15 protein-coding genes and 1 pseudogene are annotated in these 18,512 nt (G+C 72.9%); 9 read left to right on the forward strand and 7 right to left on the reverse strand.

Annotation, left to right across the window (positions count from 1 at the left end; all coding sequences use genetic code 11):
• Positions 1-132 (forward strand): integrase core domain-containing protein (locus IRX98_RS10280; RefSeq protein ID WP_224276818.1); only part of this gene is annotated, 132 nt, incomplete at its 5' end.
• Here IRX98_RS10280 and IRX98_RS10285 read toward each other — a convergent pair.
• The 4 genes from IRX98_RS10285 to IRX98_RS10300 form a co-directional block, all read right to left on the reverse strand.
• Positions 70-435 (reverse strand): hypothetical protein, encoded by a 366-nt coding sequence (locus IRX98_RS10285; RefSeq protein ID WP_224276433.1) that lies wholly within the window; start codon positions 433-435, stop codon positions 70-72. The genes IRX98_RS10280 and IRX98_RS10285 overlap by 63 nt on opposite strands.
• Positions 425-2,191 carry a rhamnosyltransferase WsaF family glycosyltransferase gene (locus IRX98_RS10290; RefSeq protein ID WP_224276435.1) on the reverse strand — a complete coding sequence of 589 codons (1,767 nt, stop codon included), beginning with the start codon at positions 2,189-2,191 and terminating at the stop codon, positions 425-427. The genes IRX98_RS10285 and IRX98_RS10290 overlap by 11 nt, the downstream gene beginning before the upstream one ends.
• Positions 2,192-2,253: 62 nt before the next feature.
• Entirely contained in the window at positions 2,254-4,365 is a 2,112-nt protein-coding gene (locus IRX98_RS10295) for an acyltransferase family protein (protein ID WP_224276437.1), read from the reverse strand.
• Positions 4,362-5,876, reverse strand: coding sequence for a DUF2142 domain-containing protein (locus tag IRX98_RS10300; protein ID WP_224276439.1), 1,515 nt, complete (start codon positions 5,874-5,876; stop codon positions 4,362-4,364). The genes IRX98_RS10295 and IRX98_RS10300 overlap by 4 nt, the downstream gene beginning before the upstream one ends.
• Positions 5,877-5,984: 108 nt before the next feature.
• On the opposite strand from IRX98_RS10300, the gene IRX98_RS10305 reads away from it, so the two are divergent.
• The 3 genes from IRX98_RS10305 to IRX98_RS10315 are packed head-to-tail and all read left to right on the forward strand — an operon-like array spanning position 5,985 to position 9,182.
• Positions 5,985-6,773, forward strand: a complete 789-nt coding sequence (locus IRX98_RS10305; RefSeq protein WP_224276441.1) for a class I SAM-dependent methyltransferase — start codon at positions 5,985-5,987, stop codon at positions 6,771-6,773.
• 56 nt (positions 6,774-6,829) lie between these two features.
• Positions 6,830-8,038 (forward strand): hypothetical protein, encoded by a 1,209-nt coding sequence (locus IRX98_RS10310; RefSeq protein ID WP_224276443.1) that lies wholly within the window; start codon positions 6,830-6,832, stop codon positions 8,036-8,038.
• 37 nt (positions 8,039-8,075) lie between these two features.
• A complete protein-coding gene (locus IRX98_RS10315) occupies positions 8,076-9,182 on the forward strand; it encodes a glycosyltransferase family 4 protein (RefSeq protein ID WP_224276445.1) in 1,107 nt (368 codons plus the stop codon).
• 4 nt (positions 9,183-9,186) lie between these two features.
• Here IRX98_RS10315 and IRX98_RS10320 read toward each other — a convergent pair whose 3' ends face one another.
• From IRX98_RS10320 to IRX98_RS10330, 3 genes are read right to left on the reverse strand one after another with little or no spacing between them, the layout of a single operon-like run.
• A complete protein-coding gene (locus IRX98_RS10320) occupies positions 9,187-10,089 on the reverse strand; it encodes a glycosyltransferase family 2 protein (protein ID WP_224276447.1) in 903 nt (300 codons plus the stop codon).
• The gene (locus tag IRX98_RS10325; RefSeq protein ID WP_224276449.1) at positions 10,086-10,478 is read right to left on the reverse strand and encodes a DUF2304 domain-containing protein; all 393 of its coding nucleotides are present in this window, start codon (positions 10,476-10,478) and stop codon (positions 10,086-10,088) included. Before IRX98_RS10325 ends, IRX98_RS10320 begins: the two co-directional genes overlap by 4 nt.
• The gene (locus IRX98_RS10330; protein ID WP_224276451.1) at positions 10,475-11,269 is read right to left on the reverse strand and encodes a glycosyltransferase family 2 protein; all 795 of its coding nucleotides are present in this window, start codon (positions 11,267-11,269) and stop codon (positions 10,475-10,477) included. Before IRX98_RS10330 ends, IRX98_RS10325 begins: the two co-directional genes overlap by 4 nt.
• 128 nt (positions 11,270-11,397) lie before the next feature.
• On the opposite strand from IRX98_RS10330, the gene IRX98_RS10335 reads away from it, so the two are divergent.
• The 5 genes and pseudogenes from IRX98_RS10335 (at position 11,398) to rpmA (ending at position 18,483) form a co-directional block, all read left to right on the forward strand.
• Positions 11,398-13,341, forward strand: a complete 1,944-nt coding sequence (locus IRX98_RS10335; RefSeq protein WP_224276453.1) for a DUF7657 domain-containing protein — start codon at positions 11,398-11,400, stop codon at positions 13,339-13,341.
• Positions 13,342-13,378: 37 nt separating this feature from the next.
• Positions 13,379-14,107 carry a TIGR03936 family radical SAM-associated protein gene (locus IRX98_RS10340; protein ID WP_224276455.1) on the forward strand — a complete coding sequence of 243 codons (729 nt, stop codon included), beginning with the start codon at positions 13,379-13,381 and terminating at the stop codon, positions 14,105-14,107.
• An 837-nt stretch (positions 14,108-14,944) separates the two neighbouring features.
• A pseudogene (locus IRX98_RS10345) lies at positions 14,945-17,098 on the forward strand (Rne/Rng family ribonuclease); the annotation flags it as partial.
• 776 nt (positions 17,099-17,874) lie between these two features.
• Positions 17,875-18,174, forward strand: a complete 300-nt coding sequence (gene rplU / locus IRX98_RS10350; protein WP_207082116.1) for a 50S ribosomal protein L21 — start codon at positions 17,875-17,877, stop codon at positions 18,172-18,174.
• A 54-nt stretch (positions 18,175-18,228) separates the two neighbouring features.
• Complete coding sequence (gene rpmA, locus IRX98_RS10355) at positions 18,229-18,483, forward strand: 50S ribosomal protein L27 (protein ID WP_135840891.1); 255 nt, start codon at positions 18,229-18,231, stop codon at positions 18,481-18,483.
• The last annotated feature ends 29 nt before the right edge of the window (positions 18,484-18,512 follow it).

Genomic DNA, 18,512 nt, shown 5'->3' on the forward strand with positions numbered 1-18,512 from the left:
AACTCCGAGTCAGCCCGACTCGCGGCTCTGCCAGCATGGGTCCACGAGTACAACCACCACCGGCCCCACTCAGCAATCGGGAAGGCCACACCCATCACCAGGTTGGACAACCTGGCTGGGCATCACAACTAGCTCGCGCAGGGCGGCGCCCCAGGGGTAGCGCGCGACGACGATCGCGTCGAGCTCCGGCACGATCCGGGTCAGCGCGCGCAGCTCCTCGTCGCAGAACCACGCCGCGCGCAGCCGACCGCCGGGGGTGCGGTTGAGCGCGTCGACGGTGTTGGCCACGCGGTAGCGGAACGTGCTGGTGTCGGGGGTGCGGTAGAGGAAGGCCACCCGGTGCTCGCCGTCGAGCATCGTGCCGACGCGCTCGGCCATCGAGCTGTCCCAGAGGTCGCGGACCTCGTCGGGGGGCTCGGGCAGGTCAGTGAACATCCGGGACGATGCTCTCTTCGCCGGCGCCCTCGGGACCGATCACGGTGCGGAAGCGCCTCTCCACCCAGTCGACGACCGGGACGAGCGTGGCCTCCCAGTCGCGGTTGATGTGGTCGGCGGCGACGTTGGCGGCCCGCTGCTCCGGGTCGCGAGCGAGCTCGACCATCTCGCGCAGGCCCTCGAGCAGCCCGTCGACCGTCGACGGCGCGACGACGATGTTGTCCGAGATGTCGGACAGGTCGGTCTTGATGCCGTGGGAGTTGGTGAGCACCGCGGCGCCCACCGACGCGAGGTCGTAGGGCGGGTACGACGGGTGCGGGGTGTCCATCAGGACCAGGGCGGCGTCCATCGAGGCGACGAAGTCCTGGTAGTCGGTCCAGCCCATGCCCTCGGTGATGGTGACGTGGACGTCGCGCGGCAGCGTGAGGTCGGGGGTGCCGCGACCGACGAAGTGGAACTCCCACTCGTCGGGGTCGAGGATCCGGGCCTCGACCGCACGGGCGATGACCTGGGCGCCGCGCCAGAACAGGTTGCGGGCGTTGAGCGGGCGGGAGTAGAAGAACAGGTTGCGCTTCGCGGTCCCGGAGCCCGCGGGCACGACCGAGGCGTCACGCGTGGGGAAGGCCGGCTCGAGCGCGATGGCGCTCTCGCGCAGGTGCGGCAGGCCGCCGGGGCCGGAGAGGTGCTCGAGCAGCCGCGAGGTGTTGACCACGACCGCGAGGTCCGGCTCGGCGAGGGTCTCCTGGCAGAGCAGGCGCTCGTCGCCGTAGGCGTAGAACATCCGCTCGTCCTCCTGGAGCAGGTAGAGCACCTGCTCGCGGGGGATGTCGCTGTCCAGCACCGCGCGGGTCGTCCACCACGACGTGGTCATGACGATGTCGCGGTCCGTGAACTGGAGCCGCTGGCTGCCGTCGACCGAGACCTGCTCGAGCTCGAGGATGCCGTCGAGGCGGATGCCGGTGGCCTCCTCCAGCAGCGCGATGACCTGGCCGTCGGGCTCGTCGGTGCGCGTCACCAGGCGCAGGGTGCCGTTGCCGAGGCGGTTGGCGATCTGGACGCCCAGGATGATCGCGGTGCCGACGCCGCCGAAGAGGCTGTGCGGGGCGACGCTGTCGGTGACGATGCTGATGCGGTGCTCGCCACCCGGCAGCCGGGTCACCGGCATCGGGGCGATGGCCTGCCAGCGCTCGGCGTAGAGCGCGTCGACGTACGGCTCGCGCAGGGCGCCGCGGGGGGCGATGCGGCCCTCGGCGCGGCCGTGGCGCAGGTAGTGGACCAACGGGTTCCAGTGCGTCTTCGCGACGTCCGGGTTCTGGCGCATGTAGCCGGAGGTGGAGAACTTCTCGCTGGGGTCGAGGCCCTCGCGCGCGCCGAAGCGGATGAAGTGCTTCACCACGTCGCGGTCCGCCGGGAGGTCGGGGCGGAAGTGGCGGTAGTAGTCCTCGTCGAAGAAGCCGGACTCGCGCACCAGGCGGGCGTCGTCCTCGGCGGGGTTCAGCGAGCGGCCCTGCGCCTTGCCGTGGCGCAGGTAGTGCACGAGCGGGTTCATCTCGCCGACGTCGGGGTTGCGACGCAGGTAGGCGTTGGTCGAGAACTCCTTCGACGGGTTGCGTCCGTCGCGGGCCCCCTGGCGCAGGTAGTGCAGGACCGGGTCGATGCCGGACGTGCGGACGTCGGGGTTCTTCCTGAGGTAGAACTCGACGTCGAAGAGATCGGATGCGCGTACCAGGTCGGCGTCGCTCGTCTTGTCGCTCAAGTCCTGCCCTCCCGTGGCCTTCACGTGCCGGGCGAGCATAGTCGAACCCCGGGTCGGTCCTGTCAGTCGATGGCGTCGAGGAGCGCGGGCTCGAGGTAGGGCGCGAGCGTCGTGACGTAGGTCGCCGACAGGTGGTTGTAGTCGGCCCACACGATGACGCCGCCCACCACCGGCTGGCAGGTGTCGGGCTCGCAGACGTGCTCGTTGAGGTCGAGCGTGCTGACGGCCGGGTCGTCGAGGGCGACGGCGGCATCGGTGAGCGGGTCCTGGCGGATCCAGTCGGCCGGGCTGCCGGCGCAGGCCTCCGGGTCGTCGAGGTGGTAGGCCAGGCAGGTCGGCGTGTCGTTGGCCGGGTCGAGCGGCGCGGGGGTGTCGCGGACGACGAGCACCTCGCGGCCGGCGTCGACGAGCTTCTGGAGCGTGCGCTCGTAGACCGCCGGGTCGGCGGTGTCGTGGTCCATCGTCGACATCACCACGAGGTCGTACGGCGTCTCCGCGATCGTGTCGAGCACGTCGGCCTCGAGCCGGTCGCAGTTGTCGATCTCGCTGGGCATGACGCTCGGGGTGAGGTCGTTCTCGGTCGTGGGCTGGCACACGCCCACCACGAAGGTGTCGACCTGCCACTGGTTCTCGCCGGCGATCCGCTCGAGTGCCGGCTGCCACTGCCCGGCGTGGGAGTTGCCGTAGAGCGCGATGCGCACCTTCGGGGCCTCGGTCTCCCCGAGGGAGCACGACACCACCTCGCCGAAGGGGGGCCAGTTGAGGCACTGGCCGACCCTGACGCTGCTGGGCAGGTCGGTCTTGGCGAACTCGGGCGTGGTGACCAGGTCGGGCTCGGCCGGGCAGTCGAGGGAGTCGTCGAGCGCGCCGGCGCCCAGGCAGGTCACCTCGAGGCCCGAGGTCGGCAGCGCCTCGACCGCGCGGGCGTTCGCGCCGGTGGCGAGCTCGACCCGCAGCAGCATGGCCGCGCAGAGGGCGACCACGACGACCGAGGAGACGCCCCAGACCTTGCCGGCCCGCCGCAGCAGCCCGGCGCTGTCGCGACCGGGGCGCAGCGGGTTCTCGACGAAGGTCGTGCTGAGCCACGACAGCACCAGCGCGATCGGCAGGAGCAGCAGGGCCAGCCACCACGTGCGCTCGACGCGCAGGCACAGCGGCACCAGCACCAGCAGCGGCCAGTGCCAGAGGTAGATGGCGTACGACGTGTCGCCGACGAGCTGCACGGGCCGGGCGTGCGTCACCGGTCGCAGCGACCAGCGCCCACCCGGGTCGGCGGCAGCGATGAACAGCACGGCACCGACGGTCGGGAGGAGGGCGTTGTAGCCGGGGAAGACCGACTCGCCCGACAGGACGAACCCGGACGCCAGCATCATCGCGACACCCAGCAGCGCGACGGCGTTGCGGCGCGCTGCCGAGCCGAGCCGCTCCGCCACGGTGGCGCCGCTGACCGCGAGGAGGCCGCCCAGGCCCAGCTCCCAGACGCGGGCCGGGGTGGAGAAGTAGGCCAGCGAGGGGTTGGACCACGAGATCGACAGGCCGTAGAGGAAGGACGCGACCACGGTCAGCGCGACGCCCGCCAGCAGGGTGCGCCGCAGGTCCAGGCCGGCGCGCCTCGCGAGCAGGGTCAGCAGCCCGATGACCAGCGGCCAGCCGACGTAGTACTGCTCCTCGACCGAGAGCGACCAGAAGTGCTGGAAGGGCGGCTCGGCACCGTTGGCGGCGAGGTAGTCGGTGGAGATCAGCACCAGGTGCCAGTTCTCCAGGTAGAACATCGACGCCAGCGCGTGGCGACCGCCCGAGCGCCACTCCAGCAGCGGCAGGAAGGCCGCGATCGCGACGAGCGACACCACCAGGGTGAGGACGACCGCCGGGACCAGCCGCAGGATGCGCCGCGCCCAGAACTCGGCGAGGTGGCGCCACCGCGACGGCGGGCGGCGTACGAGCGCGCCGGTGATGAGGAAGCCGGAGATCACGAAGAAGATGTCGACCCCGACGAAGCCGCCGGGCAGCAGCGAGGGCCAGAAGTGGTAGACCACGACCATCGCCACCGCCAGTGCGCGGAGCGCCTGGATGTCGAGGCGCGGGGCGTGGCCGTCGCGCTCGACGGCCGAGGCGTGGTGCGCGTCGACCGGCTGGGGCGGGTCCGGGTGCGGCGAGGGCTGGACGTGGGTCACACGCGCTCCTCCGCGTGGCGGCCCTCGGGGGCGTGGTCGGTGGTGGCGGGCGAGGGCACGGCCACGAGCGGGCGCAGCACGGCCCAGGTCACGGCGGCGAAGCACGCCGAGCCCACGAGCCAGAAGAGCGTCGGGGTGGGCAGGCCGTCCCACCACCACTCCTGCTGCTTGCCCAGCCGGAGCCACGAGACGTCCTGGCCGGAGATGTAGCGCCGCATCTGCACGTGCAGCGCGAGGGAGTGGGCCACGCCGAGGGCGGCGACCGCGGCCCACAGGCCGGCGGGCGTGAGCCGCAGCGCGACGCCGCGCGGGGCGAGCAGGACCAGGCCGGTCAGCAGCACGAGGAGCGGCAGCAGGTAGCGCGGCTGGACCGCCTCGCCGACCAGGACGTGGGTCTGCACGAGCAGGTAGAGCGGGTGGACGAAGAGCGCGGCCACGACCAGTCCGACGCCGAGCGCCTTCGCGGGGAACATCCGTCGCAGTCCCTGGGCCACGACGAGGAACCACACCGCGATCACCAGGACCGGCACCAGCTGGGGGAAGCCGGTGTCGAGCCAGCCGGCGCGGCCCATCGGGCCGGCGGCGAAGCTGCCGAGCCAGAGCACGGGCAGCGCCCCGGTGTTGACCATGACGAGCTGCCACTTGGTCAGCACCGCCGCCGCGGTCTCGGCGGCACGCATGTCGCCGTTGATCACCACGGCCTGCCCGGCGCTGAGGAAGTAGTAGGCGGAGATGCCGAGCGCGACGAGCGAGGCGGCCACCAGCACCGGCGACGTACGCAGGTGGCGCACGCGCAGCATCAGCACGAGCACCACCGACATCGCCGCGAACAGGCATCCGTCGGCGCGCGCACCGCTGGCCAGCGTCGCGGAGAGCACCGCCACCGCGGCCAGGCCCCACTGGCGGGGGCCGCGGGTCTCGAAGGCGACGTAGAGCGCCGGCCAGAGCGTCGCGATGCCGAGGATCGTCCAGCCGCTGGGGTTGGTCGAGGGCAGCAGCGACATGCCCAGCGGGATGCTGGTCAGCAGCAGCGGCACCGTCGCGAGCGGGCGGCGGCGCCGGGGCAGCAGCCCGGCGAGGAGGGCGACGAGCCCGACGGCCAGGGCGGAGGCCACCAGCCGCATGACGACGATCGCGCGGGGCACGTCGACGCCCACGAAGGTCGACATGAACTCGTAGTAGAGCGGGGGATAGGCGCCGGTCCAGTTGCCGTGGACCGCCGGGTAGTCGGCGCCGGAGTCGGGGAAGGCGTCCTGGCAGGCCGCGCTCGCCGACGGGTCCGTGGCGTAGCAGAGGCTCGCGCCCGACGCCCGCGTCGGGACCACCCGCACGTCGTCGGTGTCGCCGGCCTCGCAGCGGCCGGCCTCGAAGCCGTCGGCGCACCAGATCGACGCCATGTGGTAGTCGTCGTCGGGCGAGGAGCCGGGCGGGGAGGCGAGCGACCAGGCCGCCAGGCAGCCCCACGCCGCCAGCGTCACGAGGATCCAGGGCAGGACGCGACGCACGGACATGGCGGGCACACTAACCGCTGACGCGCGACCGACCGGAAACGCCGGGACCCCCGATCCGCCTAGGATGAGCGCGACGACGGGTCCGTCGACCAGGAAGGCCACACCTCCATGTCCTCACGCTGCCGCGTGTGCCGCACCGCGACCGTGCCGTTCGCCGAGGGCCAGGTGCTGGGCCACGTCGAGGTGACCTACGAGCGGTGCCCCGCGTGCGGTCTCGTGATGGCCCTCGAGCCCACGTGGCTGGAGGAGGCCTACGGCTCGGCCATCGCCAAGCTCGACATCGGTCTGCTCGACCGCTGCCAGATCCTCGCCAACGTCACCGGCACCGTGCTGCGCGCGGAGCGGTTGCGCGGCGGTCGCTTCCTCGACTGGGCGGGGGGCTACGGCACGCTCACCCGCCTGATGCGCGACCGCGGCTACGACTTCACCCATTCCGACCCGCTCGCCTCCAACGTCTTCGCCGAGGGGCACGAGACCGCGGCCGTCGCCGGCGAGCGCTTCGACCTCATCACCGCCTTCGAGGTGCTCGAGCACCTCGTCGACCCGGTCGAGGCGCTGGCGGACGTCGCCCGGGCGACCGATCGGCTGCTGGTGACCACCCAGGTGCTGCCCGACCCGGCACCACGGCCGGGGGAGTGGTGGTACTACACCCCCGAGTCCGGCCAGCACATCACCTTCTACACCCCCGCCTCGCTGCAGGCGCTCGCGCGCGAGCTCGGCTTCGACGGCGTGGTCACCAGCGACCTCGTCCACTACTTCTTCCGCGGCAAGGCCTCGCCCGTCACGCGTGCGGCCGTGCGCCGCCCGGCGGTGGCCTACGGCGTGGGGCACCTCGCCGCCGTCCTCGACCGCCGTCACTCGCTGCTGCAGTCCGACCTGACCCGGATCACGGGCTGAGCGCCCCCGGAGGGCCGTCCGAGCCGGTGCCGACGCCCGGCCTAGGATCTTCTCCCGTGCCCCACGACGCCCCGGCGCGCCCCCGCTCGACGCTGTCGGTCCTGGCGGCCGCAGTCACGAGCGGCCTCGCGGGATACGTCGTCCTGGTGCTGGCCGCGCGCGGCCTCGAGCCGGCCGTCAATGCCCAGTTCCTCGTCTTCTGGGGCGCGGTCTTCGGGTTCTTCGGCGTGCTGATCGGCGTCACCACCGAGACCACGCGCACCGTCTTCGCCAGCCGTGGCACCACCGGGACCACGCGGGTCTTCCCCGTCGTGCTCGGCGCCGGCGCGGTGCTGGTCGCCGTCGTCGCGGCGTTGGGCCCGGTCTGGGCGCCGCCACTGTTCGGCGACCCGTGGCCCGGCCTGCTGGCACCCGTCGTCGTCGGCATCGTGCTGTTCCTCGTGCACGCGACGGTCGCCGGTGCGGCGGCGGGCACCGGGCAGTGGGACTCCTACGGGCTGCTCGTGGGCCTCGAGTCGGTGGCGCGGCTGGTCGCCGTCGCCGCCGCGGTGGCCCTGGGCGCGCACGTGGTCGGCCTCGCCTGGGCGGTGGTCGGCGCCTGCGGCACGTGGCTGCTGCTGTGGCTCGCCTCCCCGCGCCAGCGCGCCCTCTGGCACGTCCGCGCCGACGTCACGCCGGGAGGGCTCGTACGACGCCTCGCCGCCGCCGCGACCGCGTCCGGCGTATCGGCGCTGCTGCTGGTGGGCTACCCGGTGCTCCTGAAGCTCACCACGCCCGAGGACGTGTTCGCAGGCGCCGCCCCGATCATCCTGGCCGTCTCGCTGTGCCGCGCGCCGCTCATGGTGCCGCTCGGCGCCTACCAGAACGTGGTCGTCACGCGGGTCGCCGCGCACGGCGTACGCGCCCTGGTGCCGGTCGCGACGGGACTGGGTGTGCTCACGGTCGTGGGGTCGCTCGCTGCGTGGCCGATCGGCCCGTGGGCCCTGCGGGTCGTCAACCCGGCCTACCACGTCGACGGGCCGGTCTTCGCGGGGCTGGTGCTCGGTGCCGGCCTCGTCGCGCTGCTCACCGTGACCGGCGCCGCGGCCGTCGCGCTCGACCACCACACCGTCTACCTCGTCGGCTGGGTCTGCGCGACGCTGGCCGCGATCGCCGTCCTGCTCACGCCCTGGTCGCTGGAGACCCGCGTGGTGGTCTCGCTGCTCGTCGGTCCCGTGGTCGGGGTCGCGGTGCACCTCGCGCTGAGCCGCCAGCGGATCGGTTAGGCTCGCGCACCCTGCACCCACCCGGGAGGAACCACCGGTGCCGAAGCGCCCCCTCGTTCTCGTCGACATGCTGTCCTACACGGGCACCAAGGGCGGGATGGAGACCTACACGCGCGAGCTCTACCGCGCCCTCGGCCGGATGGACACCGGGCTCGACTTCGTCGCGCTGGCCAGCAAGGAGGGCGCGCGCCTGGACCTGTCGTGGTTCCCCGGCGAGGTGATCGAGTCGCGCATCAGCGGCGAGAACCGCTTCGTGTGGGCCTTCGGCGAGCTCGTCGCCTCGAGCTGGACGGCCCGGCGCCGCCGCGCCGACCTCGTGCACTCGCCGGCCACCCTGGGGCCGGCGTGGACCTCGATGCCCACCGTGATCACCATCCACGACATGCTCTACTGGAGTCACCCAGAGCTGATGACGACCCCGCTCTACACGCGGCCGGTCATGTGGATGGAGAAGCGCGGAGCGGCCAACGCCGCCCACGTCATCACCGACAGCCAGGTCTCGGCCGACGAGATCGTGAAGTACCTCGGCTTCCCGCGCGAGCGGCTCCACGTCGTTCTCCTCGCCGCCGAGCACCCCGCGACGGACCCGGTCGTCGCGCCGCGGACCGAGAACCTCGTCGTAGCCAGCGGCCAGCGCCGTCCGCACAAGAACTGGGACCGCCTCATCCGCGCGCTCGCCCTCGTCGAGGAGGACGTGCGACCTCGGCTGGTCATCACCGGCGCCCGCGGGGAGGACCCGCTGGCGCCCGTCGTCGCCGAGACCGGCATGGGGGACTGGGTCGAGCTGCGCGGCTGGGTGGACGACGCCGAGCTGGCCGACCTGCGCTCGCGCGCCCGGGCGATGGCGTTCCCGACGCTCGCCGAGGGGTTCGGCCTGCCCATCCTCGAGGCGATGGCCGAGGGCCTGCCGGTGATCGCCTCCGACCTGCCGGTGCTCCGCGAGGTCGGCGGCGACGCCGCCCTGTGGTTCGACCCGCTGGACCTGCACTCGATCGCCGACGCGCTGCGCACCGTCGCGGTCCGCCCCGAGGTCCTGCCCGGCATGGCCGCGGCCGGCATCGAGCAGGCCCGCCAGTTCAGCTGGGAGCGCGTCGCGCGCGAGACGCTCGAGGTCTTCCGGACCGCGCTCGCCACGTCCCGCTAGGAGCTCAGCGCTCCAGCGCGTGCGCGAGCAGGGAGCGTACGGCGGTGCGCTCGCGGCGACGCGCGGCCGTGGGCAGCAGCGTCACGGCGTGCAGCCGTGAGGTCCAGCGGATGCGCGCGGTCCGCGCGGCGCGGGTCCAGCCCCGTCCGGCGGCCTGCTCGGCAGCCGCGGCGTAGTAGCGGCGCTCGTCGGAGAAGCGGTTGCCGTGCAGCAGGCTGGTGGCGGACGCGCTCTGCGTGTGGCGGCGGTAGGAGAAGCACACCGTCGGGTCGACGACCAGCGTCTCCCCGGCCACGGTCATGTCGATGAGCAGGGCGAGGTCCTGGATGATCGGCAGGCCCTCGCGGAACGGGTAGGCCCGCACCCGCTCGGTGCGGAACACCAGGGCCGGCCAGTAGTGCCACGCGCCGCGCAGCAGGCTCGTCGCGAGCGCCTCGCCGCCGAGCTCGGTGCGCTGCGTGATGCGTCCCCGCACGGCCCGCTTGACCTTGTCCGTCAGTGGGTCGATGGGGGCGTCGTGCTCGTCGATGACGCGTACGCCGACCTGGATCGTCGCCGCGTCCGGGAACTCGCGGTGGGCGGCCTTCACGGTCTCCACGAAGGTCGGGTGCATCAGGTCGTCGCAGCCCATGAACATCATCAGCTCGCCGCTAGCGAGGTCGCGGCAGCGCTGGTAGTTGTCGGTGATGCCGAGGTTGGTCTCGTTCCGGACGTAGCGGATCCGGGGGTCGGTCTCCGCGGCGAAGTGCTCGGCGACCGAGGGGTCGGGGTAGCAGTCGTCGACGACCACCACGGTCCACTCGGGGTCGGTCTGCGCCTTGACGCTCTCGACCGTGGCGTAGAGCAGCGCGGGGTCGCCCCAGAACGGGACGAAGACCTCCAGCGGCCCGGGGTCCGGCGCGCTCACTCGCTGCGCTCGTCGGTGGGCTCGACGGGGCGTACGCCGCCCGTGGCGTGGCGGTGCTCGTCGATCTCGAGGCGCAGGAGCGCGATCTCCTCGGCGAGGGTGCGGGTGCGCTCCTCGAGCCGGCCGAGCTCGGAGCTGTGCTGCAGCGTCAGCACCATGATGACCATCGAGGCGACGAAGAAGAGCAGGTTGGCCGGCACCTCGAGGCCGATGGCCTCCGAGACGCGGATCAGCAGCGACGGGAAGGCGGCCACGGTCACGATCGCCAGCGCGACCAGCGCCCAGATCAGGGCGTACTTCTCGCGCAGGCGGTGGCGGCGCATCATCTCGAAGAGCGCGAGCAGGATGAGGACCGAGCCGGTCAGGCCCAGGATCGTGACGCCGCTCATCGGCCGACCTCCCCGGTCGCGATGTCGACGAGCGCCTCCTCGGAGGTGCCCTCCTCGAGCTGGGAGGGCCAGTCGCGCACGAGCGCGAGCAGCAGCGCCACGATGGCGCGGAAGAGGTAGACGGTGGCCTTGATGGGGGAGTGCGAGGCGCGTCCGGCCACGCGGGCGCGCATGGTGACCGGCTCCTGCGTGATGACGAGCCCGGCGCGCGCGGCGATCACCAGCGACTCGACGGTGTCGCCGAGGTACTCGGCCGGGTAGTGGGTGGCGAAGACCGAGATGGCGCGGCGGTTGGAGACCCGGAACCCCGAGGTCACGTCGGTGAGGCGGGTGTGGGCGAGCCGCGAGAGGACCCACGCCAGCAGCACCATCGCCCAGCGGCGCGGCCCGCGGACCTTGTAGGGGTCGTCGGGGGTGGCGAAGCGGGCGCCCACGACGATGTCGGCCTTGTCGTGGCCGTCGAGGCGCTCGAGCAGGCGCGCGAGGTAGCGCGGGTCGTGCTGGCCGTCGGCGTCGATCTGCACGGCGGCGTCGTAGCCGTGGCGCAGGGCGTAGCGGTAGCCGGTGCGCATCGCACCGCCGACGCCGAGGTTGAAGGGCAGGGGGCACACCGTCGCGCCGGCCTCGCGGGCGCGCTGCGCGGTGCGGTCGACCGAGCCGTCGTCGATGACCAGCAGGTCGGCGTCGGGCACCACGGCCCGGATCTCGCGGATCGTGCCGGTGATGGCGTCCTGCTCGTTCCACGCGGGGACGATGATGAGCACGCGATGACGTGAGGGACCCCCGGACATGCGCCCGATGCTACTCGCGGCGGGCCGTCCGGCTGGTGTCGGGGACGCGCGCCGCCCGTGCGCGTCGGGGCCGCCGCCCCTGCGTGCCTATAGTGACGCGTCCGTCCGCGCGCTGAGGAGCTGAACAGGTGTCGATCGACCGCCCCGCGGAGGCCGGGACCGTACGCCGCAGCCTCGCCGCGACGCGCTGGGAGGTCGTCGTCCCGATCGTCCTCTACGTGCTCGTCTCGCTCGCCGGGATCTCCCTGTCCTCCATCGGCATCTCCGAGCTGCGCGAGGACCCCGCCGAACCCACCGGCGTGATGCTGGGCGACGCCCAGGCGATCCGCGCCGACGAGTTCCTGACCGGCACCCCGATCCTGCTCGGCGTCGAGGCCACCGGCCGCACCGACGACCTCAACCCCCTGACCGCGCCCCAGCAGCTGCTGGCCGTGCTGCCGGCGGGGCCGGTGACGTCCGTGCTCTACCCCGACGGCACCGCCCTGCGCCTGGGGCCGTACCTCCCCGACAGCGTGCTGCACTCGGCCCGCGCCTGGCTCGGCACCCTCCTGCTGCTCCTCGCCGCGCCGGCGTGGTTCCGCCGGCTCACCGGCAGCCGGTGGATCGGCTGGTTCGCCGTCGCCCTCGTCGTCTTCTCGCCGGCCAACGCGTGGTGGTCCAACAGCCACGCCTCGATGCTGGGCTTCGCCTTCGCCGGCGCGCTCGCCCTGGCCAAGGCCGTGGACGCCTCGCGCGCCTCGCGGTGGCCGGTGGCCGCCGGGTGGGGCCTGCTGAGCGCCGCGCTGCTGGTGCGTACGCCGCTCATGTACCCGCCGTGGGCCGTGGTCCTCGTGCCGACCGTGGTGCTCGCGACGGTGGCCGCCTGCCTGGCCCGACCCGAGGCGCGCCGCCGGACCGTCGCCACGATCGCCGCCGTGGGCGCCCTCACGCTCACCTTCCTCGCGCTCGTGCTGTGGGAGAGCTCCGCAGCCCTCGAGGCGGCCGGCGGCACCGTCTACCCCGGGGACCGTGCCTCGTCCGGGGCGGCGAGCGCCTTCCAGCTGCTCTTCGGTGCGACCAGCCTCGACGAGCTCGCCGACGGCGCGGCGGTCGTCGGGTCGAACGCCTCCGAGATCTCGTCGGGCTTCACGATCGCGCTCGTCCTGGCCGTCCTCCTGCTGGTGCGGGGGATGCGCTGGCAGGTGCCGGGCCAGCACTCGGCCGTGGTGGCCGCGGCGGTGCTCACCGGCTTCTGGACGCTGTGGGCCACGGTCGACCTCGGCGACCTCGGCGCCCGGATCCCCGGCATCAACATCGTCCCGCCCGCCCGCGACGCGCAGGTGCTGGGCCACCTCGGGGTGATCCTCCTGTGCCTGGTGCTCCCGGCGGCCCAACGACGCGCCTCGCTCGCCGTGGCCGCCCTCGCGGGCGGCACGACAGCCGTCGTCGCGGCGCACGCAGGGTCGCTGCTGCGCACCCAGAACCTGCCGGAGATGTCGCTGGCGGACGTGTGGCTCGCCGCCGCAGCGGTGGGCGTGGTCGTCCTGGTGCTCGTGCGGTGGCCGCGGCGACCCGCGGGCTACGTCCTCGGCTCGGTCCTGGCCCTGTCGCTGGTGTGGAACGTCAACCCGGTGCTGTTCGGCCTCGGCGACCTGCGCGGCACGGAGGCGGCCGACGCGATGCTTGCCGACGGCGAGGACGCCCGTGCCGACGGCACCGTATGGGCCTCGGACCACTACTCGGTCGACGCCCTGATGATCGCCACGGGGGTCCCTGCCCTGTCCGGGCGGCAGATGTCGGGGCCTGACCGTGCCGTGTGGGAGCGGCTCGATCCCGGGGGAGTCCACGAGGAGGTGTGGAACCGCGGCGGCGCCTACATCTGGTTCTCCTGGTCCGGGCGCAAGGAGCTGGTGATGGACAACCCCAGCCCCGACGTCATCCACGTCACCGGCTCGCCGTGCGAGGTCGCCGAGCGGCTGCCGCGGCTGGGCACGATCGTCGCCCGCCAGGAGCTCGACCTCGACTGCTTGCGCCCGGACGGCACCTTCACCTGGGGGGGCGCGACCCGCTGGGTCTACGCGATCGACGGCTGACCGCGTCCGCGGCGACGGCCCCGGATACGGTTGCGCGGTGTCACGTCAGCAGCCCGAGCAGCAGGCCCCGCCCGTCCAGCGCCTCCGGGTGCGCTACGCCAAGCGCGGCCGGCTCCGCTTCACCAGCCACCGTGACTTCAGCCGCGCCTTCGAGCGCGCGGTCTTCCGCGCGCGGATCCCGATGGCGTACTCCTCGGGCTTCAACCCGCACCCGCGCATCTCCTACGCCGGCGCCGCCCCGACGGGCTCGGCCAGCGAGGCGGAGTACCTCGAGCTCGCGCTCGCCCAGGTCGTGGTGCCGCGCGACGTCCACGCGATGCTCGACGAGGCGCTTCCGCCCGGCCTCGACGTCCTCGAGGTGGTGGAGTCGTCCGGCGGGTCGCTGTCGGACCTGCTCGAGGGCAGCCGCTGGCGCATCACGGTCGACGCCGACTCGGCCACGGCGACTGACGCGGTCAGTCGCTTCCTCGCTGCCGACGAGGCGCTCGTGGAGCGGATGACCAAGAAGGGCATGCGCGAGTTCGACGCCCGCGGCGCCGTGGTGTCGCTGGTGGTGCTGGACCCCGAGAAGGGCGACGCCGGGCGTACGACGCTCGACGTGGTGCTGCGCCACGGCACCCCCTCCGTACGCCCCGACGACGTGCTGCGCGGGCTCGAGACCGTCGCCGGGCTGGTGGCGGGGGAGGCTCCGCTGATGACCCGGCTGGCCCAGGGGCCGCTGCTCGACTCCGGCGACGTCGGCGACCCGCTGGCGCCTCGGGCATAGCGCCGGGCCGGGGTCGGTGTGCGATACTCGCCACGTTCGACGCCCTGGCAACCGTCAGGATCCGTCGAGCCGACGACGTTCTCGCCGGTCACTCCGATGTGGTCGGCACCCCGGGTGGGTGGACGTCACCGGACCGCGACGCGGCCACTGAGTCGGTGACAGCGACTCAGCAGTGGCCCGGCGACCGCGGCAGGTGGCGGACAGCCTCTCGGAGACGCACACGCGGAGGGTGTCGCCGCCACAGAAGCTTTGCGTCTCCCGTGATCGCCGATCGAGAGCGGTGGACGCCGTATCGGCACCACCTCGGTGCCCGAGGAGCACCACATGCTCGATGACGACCAGCCCGACCGCACCACTGAGACCGGCGCCGACACCGGCGCGAGCACCCCGGAGGCGCCACCCGCGCCCGTGGTGACGAGGCGTACGCGCAAGGCGCCCGTCAAGAAGGCCGCTGCCGCGCCTGCGGCCGCTGCCCCGGCCGAGGCCGCTGCGCCCGCCACCGAGCCCGCCGTCGAGGCGGCCGAGGCCTCCCCCGAGGCCCCGGTGGTGAAGAAGACCGCACGCCGGGCGCCCGCGAAGAAGGCCGCGCCCCGCAAGGCGGCCGCGAAGAAGACCGCCGCCGACGAGGCGCCGGCCACCGAGGCCGCTGCGCCCGAGACCGCTGCTGCCGGCGACGAGGCCGCTCCTGCGGTCGCCCCTGCCAAGCGCGCCCCGCGCAAGCGCGCCGCCAAGAAGACCGCCGCGCCTGCCGCGGAGTCCGCTGCTCCGGCCGACGCCCCTGCCGCCGCCGAGGAGTCCGCCGACGACGCGGCCCCCGCCGTGCTGTTCCAGGCCCCGGTGGTCACGACCACCACGCGTCGTACGCGCAAGAAGCCCGCGCCCGCTCCCGTCGAGACGGTCGAGGGCGACGAGCCCGCGACCGCCGAGGCCGGCGAGGCCCCCGCCGAGGAGGCGGCCGCCCAGCGCCCCGCCAAGAAGGCGGCAGCCAAGAAGTCCACGAGCAAGGCCGCCGGCAAGAAGGCGTCCGGGTCCGGCAAGGGCAGGGGCAAGGCCGCGGAGCCGGTCGCCGAGGCCACCGCTGCCGAGGTGCCCGAGGACGAGGAGGCGACCGAGGAGGCCGCGGCCGCCGAGGGCGTGACCGAGGAGACCACCGAGGAGACCACCGCTGCCGACACCGACCAGTCGGCCTCGGTCGACGACGGTGACGACGGCGAGGGCGGTTCCGCCCGCCGCCGCCGGCGCCGCGGTGGCCGTCGCCGCCGCAAGTCGTCGGACTCCTCCGCCGACAACGGCGACACCGGCGACCAGGACGCATCCGACTCCTCCGACGACGCAGGGGACGCCACCGCGTCGGGCGACGGGGACTCCGGCTCCGACTCGGGCCCCGACTCGGGCCAGGACTCGGGCGAGGGCAACGGCGAGGGTTCCTCGCGTCGCCGTCGTCGTCGCCGCCGCTCGGGTGACGACGGCGAGTCGTCCGACGACGAGCCCAACACCGTCACGCGCGTGCGCCGTACGCGCTCCGCCGAGGACCAGATCACCTCCGTCCAGGGCTCCACCCGTCTCGAGGCCAAGAAGCAGCGTCGCCGCGAGGGCCGCGAGGCCGGTCGCCGCCGTGCGCCCATCGTGAGCGAGGCCGAGTTCCTGGCCCGCCGCGAGTCCGTGGAGCGCGTCATGGTGATCCGCCAGCGCGAGGACCTGACCCAGATCGGCGTGCTCGAGGACAAGGTGCTCGTCGAGCACTACGTCGCCCGCGAGTCGCAGACCTCGATCATCGGCAACGTCTACCTCGGCCGCGTGCAGAACGTGCTGCCGTCGATGGAGGCCGCCTTCATCGACATCGGCAAGGGCCGCAACGCCGTCCTCTACGCCGGTGAGGTCAACTGGTCGGCGCTCGGTCACAAGGAGGGCGCGCCCCGCAAGATCGAGTCCGTGCTGTCCAGCGGCCAGATGATCCTGGTCCAGGTCACCAAGGACCCGATCGGCCACAAGGGCGCCCGCCTCACCAGCCAGGTCAGCCTGGCCGGCCGCTTCCTCGTCTACGTCCCCGACGGCACTACCTCGGGCATCTCGCGCAAGCTGCCCGACACCGAGCGCAACCGCCTCAAGAACCTCCTCAAGGAGATCGTCCCCGACACCGCCGGCGTGATCGTGCGCACCGCGGCCGAGGGTGCCAGCGAGGAGGAGCTCACCCGCGACGTCGAGCGGCTCAAGGCGCGCTGGGAGGACATCGAGAAGAAGTCCTCCAACCGCGGCTCCGGCCCGCAGCTGCTCTACGGAGAGCCCGACCTGACGCTCAAGGTGGTCCGCGACCTCTTCACCGAGGACTTCGCCAAGCTCGTCATCGAGGGCGAGGCTGCCTGGGAGACCGTCTCGGCCTACGTCGAGTCGGTGGCCCCGGACCTCGCCGAGCGTGTGCAGCGCTTCGAGCGCGGCAGCACCGGCGGCGACATCTTCGCGACCTACCGCGTCAACGAGCAGATCCAGAAGGGCCTGGACCGCAAGGTCTGGCTGCCCTCCGGCGGCTCGCTGGTCATCGACCGCACCGAGGCCATGACGGTGGTCGACGTCAACACCGGGAAGTTCACCGGCTCCGGTGGCAACCTGGAGGAGACGGTCACCAAGAACAACCTCGAGGCGGCCGAGGAGATCGTGCGCCAGCTCCGGCTGCGCGACATCGGCGGCATCATCGTGGTCGACTTCATCGACATGGTCCTGGAGTCCAACCGCGACCTCGTCGTGCGTCGCCTGGTCGAGTGCCTCGGCCGTGACCGCACCCGCCACCAGGTCGCGGAGGTCACCTCGCTCGGCCTGGTCCAGATGACGCGCAAGCGCATCGGCACCGGCCTGCTCGAGTCGTTCAGCGAGAACTGCGAGCACTGCCACGGCCGCGGCGTCGTCATCAAGGACCAGCCGGTCGACCCCGACGCGAAGTCCGACGACGGCGAGGGCCGCCGCAGCGGACGCCGTCGCGGTCGCCGCGGCGCCAACGACGACAACGGCAACGGCAACGGCGGTGGCAACGGGGGAGGCAACGACTCGTCCTCCGACCAGCACAGCCACGCCCCGTCGCCCAAGGACGTGGCCGCGATGGCGCGCCACGAGAAGCCTGCGGACGACCAGCCCGAGGACGAGAAGCCGGCTGACGAGAAGCCGGCCGACGAGCCGGCTCCCTCCGCGGAGGAGCCGACCGTGGCCACCGCTCCCGAGGCTGCTCCCGAGGTCCCGGCCGAGGCCGCCGCTGAGCCTGCTGCCGAGACCCCTGACGAGCCGGCTGCCGAGACCCCGGTCGAGGCGCCTGCCAAAGGGGCTGCTGAGGAGCCTGCTGCGCCGGCTCCCGTCGAGGACGAGAAGCCGCGCGTCGTCACCCGCACCCGACGCCGCTCCGCGAGCCGTCCGGCCGGTCCGCCGGCCGCCGTCGCAGTGACCGAGCCGGTCACGGTCCCGGGCGTGCTCTCCGGCGCTGCCGGCACCGTCCCGGAGTCGGGCGCGGTCGAGCCCGGCACCGCCGACTCCGAGCCCGGCGACGCACCCGTTGTCGAGCACGTACCGGTCAAGAAGAGGGGCTCGCGCAAGCGCTGAGCACCGGGGGACGGGGACGGCCGGACGTCGTTTTGCCGGTCGTCACCCGATCCCGTAGTCTTGACCCTCGGTGTTCGACACACCATCCCTGCGCGCCCGCCACGCGGCGTACTCGCCCTTCCAGGCGGTGTCGTGCGCAGGTAGAAGTTCCCCCAGTTTTCCGCAGTCTGATGAGGAGAGTGGCCGTGTACGCGATCGTGCGCGCTGGCAGCAAGCAGCAGAAGGTTGCCGTGGGCGACGTCATCGAGATCGACGCGATGGGCGCCGCGGGCGACACCCTCACCCTTCCGGTGGTGATGGTCGTCGATGGCGAGAAGGTCACCGCGACCGGCCTCGACAAGGCGAGCGTGACCGTCGAGGTCACCGGCCGGACCAAGGGTCCCAAGATCATCATCCAGAAGTACAAGAACAAGACCGGCTACAAGAAGCGCCAGGGTCACCGCCAGAAGTACACCCAGGTCAAGGTCACCGACATCTCCCTCTGAGCGTTCGCTCGAGGTCGACACGTCTCCCAGCTCAATTCGTCAAAGGACTGAACAATGGCTCACAAGAAGGGTGCCGCGAGCACCAAGAACGGTCGTGACTCGAACTCGCAGCGCCTCGGCGTGAAGCGTTTCGGCGGCCAGGTCGTCGGCGCCGGCGAGATCATCGTCCGCCAGCGTGGCACCCACTTCCACCCGGGCACCGGTGTGGGCCGTGGCGGCGACGACACCCTGTTCGCCCTGCAGGCCGGCGCCGTCGAGTTCGGCACCCGCCGCGGTCGCAAGGTCGTCAACATCGTCCCCGGCGAGTGACCTCCCCGCGACACTGAGCACTTCTGCGA

The sequence above is a fragment of the Nocardioides lacusdianchii genome (genome assembly GCF_020102855.1).
In the GTDB taxonomy this organism is placed as follows: domain Bacteria; phylum Actinomycetota; class Actinomycetes; order Propionibacteriales; family Nocardioidaceae; genus Nocardioides; species Nocardioides lacusdianchii.

Coding starts and splice junctions, on each gene's coding strand:
- IRX98_RS10285 (WP_224276433.1), bottom strand. CDS start 435: ATGTTCACTGACCTGCCCGAGCCCCCCGACGAGGTCCGCGACCTCTGG.
- IRX98_RS10300 (WP_224276439.1), bottom strand. CDS start 5,876: ATGTCCGTGCGTCGCGTCCTGCCCTGGATCCTCGTGACGCTGGCGGCG.
- IRX98_RS10305 (WP_224276441.1), top strand. CDS start 5,985: ATGTCCTCACGCTGCCGCGTGTGCCGCACCGCGACCGTGCCGTTCGCC.
- IRX98_RS10325 (WP_224276449.1), bottom strand. CDS start 10,478: ATGAGCGGCGTCACGATCCTGGGCCTGACCGGCTCGGTCCTCATCCTG.
- IRX98_RS10330 (WP_224276451.1), bottom strand. CDS start 11,269: ATGTCCGGGGGTCCCTCACGTCATCGCGTGCTCATCATCGTCCCCGCG.
- rpmA (WP_135840891.1), top strand. CDS start 18,229: ATGGCTCACAAGAAGGGTGCCGCGAGCACCAAGAACGGTCGTGACTCG.